The organism is Pseudoalteromonas byunsanensis, assembly GCF_001854475.1.
In the GTDB taxonomy this organism is placed as follows: domain Bacteria; phylum Pseudomonadota; class Gammaproteobacteria; order Enterobacterales; family Alteromonadaceae; genus Pseudoalteromonas; species Pseudoalteromonas byunsanensis.
Genome location: NZ_MNAN01000012.1, coordinates 1 through 2,436, shown reverse-complemented (window position 1 = coordinate 2,436; position 2,436 = coordinate 1). Strand labels below are relative to the sequence as shown.

The 2,436-nt window shown below is 43.8% G+C and carries 2 protein-coding genes; both read left to right on the top strand.

The genetic code is table 11. The features are described from left to right. On the top strand, positions 1-564 hold a 564-nt coding region (locus BIW53_RS02020; RefSeq protein ID WP_245699332.1), incomplete at its 5' end, for an AMP-binding enzyme. Positions 565-574: 10 nt separating this feature from the next. Beyond that, positions 575-2,436: condensation domain-containing protein (locus BIW53_RS02015; RefSeq protein WP_175442068.1), on the top strand; the 1,862-nt coding region annotated here is incomplete at its 3' end.

Genomic DNA, 2,436 nt, shown 5'->3' with positions numbered 1-2,436 from the left:
GGACACCGTATCGAGCTTGGGGAAGTGGAAAGCGCCGTGAGTGCGTTGGCCGGGGTGCAACAAGCCGCGGTTATCGTACGAGCTCAAGCACAGAGCCAGTACCTTGCAGCTTATGTGGTAGCGCAAGCAGGGCAGAGCCTGTCTGTCGCTGAACTACATGAGCAGTTACGCCAGCAACTCCCTGATTATATGCTGCCAAGCAGTATCATGGAGATTGAAGGGATCCCACTGACAGTGAACGGTAAGTTGGACAAAGCAGCCCTACCTGAACCCGAATTGGTGGATAAATCGCAGTATGTTGCCCCAAGAAATGACTTAGAAGCAGGTTTGTGTGACGTATGGCAAACCGTCTTAGAGTTAGAGCAAGTGGGTATATACGACAACTTCTTCCATATCGGTGGAAATTCAATTCAAGCGACGCGTTTAGTAGCAAAAATGAAGCGCGAACTAGATGCGGATATCAGTATTAGCGATTTGTATAACACTCCAATGGTCAACTGTTTAGCAGTTCTAATTGAACAACAAGTAAGTTGTGATGACGATGAAATTGTTTTCGAAATATAGTGAAGTATCCATGTTATTTTTAATAAAAAAAATAAGAAAAGCACAAGCTTCTATCTGGGTTGAATCCGACGCTTTGAAAGTGTCAGGAGCTAAGGAAAGTCGTGATTTAAATGATCTATTGCCTGCAATTAAAGAAAATAAAGAACGCTTGTTAGATCTCCTCAAATTAAATGGTATTCATAGCAAACAAGATTTTAGAGAGAGCCAAATTTTAAAAGAAAAGGATGGCGAATACTATCCTGTGTCTTTCTCACAACAAAGCTTGTTTATCATTAGCCAATCTGACAAAACGTCTAGCGTTTATCATATACCAAGCTTGTTTAAACTGCTGCCAGAAGCAAATTTTGACCTTCTGCTGGAAGCAATCAATATAGTTGTTGAACGTCACCCTGTACTCAAAGCTGTGTATCAATATGACGACCATTACAATATACAGCAAAGAGTTCTTGAACAAGAAATTACTGCAAGTTCAACGACTTTAACTGAAAGTGAATTTAAATCACAGCTTATTAAGGATTTTGAACAACCATTTGATTTAGAAAAAGAACCTAGTTTTCGCATTAAGCATTACCAATCGGAAGCAGGGCAATATCTATTGCTGCTTTGGCATCACATTGCCTTTGATGGTTGGTCTGTAAGCGTATTCTTTAACGAGTTATCACAAGCTTATTACGCTTTGACTAATGGGAAAGCTATCGAATTACCGACACTATATATCGATTATAGAGATTACGCAGCGTGGCAACGCAGTTACTTACAAGGAGAGACTCTTGAGCAGTTACAAGCGTATTGGCAACAGCAGCTCGCGGGGATTGAACCGCTACGTTTGTATACCGACAAGGTCAGACCGCCGGTACAAGATTTTAAAGGCCGAGATCACAGTTTTAGTTTAGATAGCGACCTGTCGGAGCAATTACGCGAGCTTGCCAAAACACAAGAAACAACCCTGTATACGGTGTTGTTAAGTGGCTTCTATCTCACATTATCGGCCCTATCAGGGCAACGCGATATCGTAGTGGGCACACCATCTGAGAATAGACATCATGCGCAAACGCAACCCTTGGTCGGCTTTTTTGTTAACTCCTTAGCGCTTCGCACGCAAGTTGAGCAAACGCAGAGCTTAGAGGACTTCATTGCACAAGTACATGAGGTGGTAAGCGGTGCCAAGGTCCATCAAGATCTCCCATTTGAGAACGTGGTTGAGCTGTTAGAGGTAGAGCGAGATCTTTCAAGACATCCGATTTATCAAGTGATGTTCAGTGTGCAACGTTTTGGGGGAGCCTTGGATGCAGAGAACCCTTTACCATTTGCTGCAGTCGATGAATTGGGTGCGGATACGTTATATAGCCCCGCTAAGTTTGATTTGAACTTAGTAATGGCCGATGGACAGGCGAGTATTACCGGTCAGTTGAACTATGCGGTGAGCTTGTTTGAAGTTGACAGTATCGAGCGTCTATTACGCTTGTATAAGCGTGTACTGAGCGGATTGGTAAGTGGTCAGTATGCACAAATCGCAGATATCCCTTTGTTGTGTGACTTAGAGCGCGACACCTTACTGAATACCTTGAATGACACAAACAAAGCATATCCACAGGCAAACACGCTGGCGCAGTTGTTCAGTGCGCAAGCACAGCTTTGCCCTGACGATATCGCCTTAGTGTATGAGCATGAGCAAGTCTCTTATCAAGCATTGGATGACGCCTCTAACCGCTTAGCCAGAGAAATTAGAGCCCAGTATTTAGCATCTCATGGTCACGCATTGACCCCAGGAACCCTGATAGGGGTGTACTTAGAGCGAAGCGTGAATATGGTGGTGAGTATTTTGGCAGTACTTAAAGCTGGCGGCGCCTATGTACCGTTATCGCCAGAATA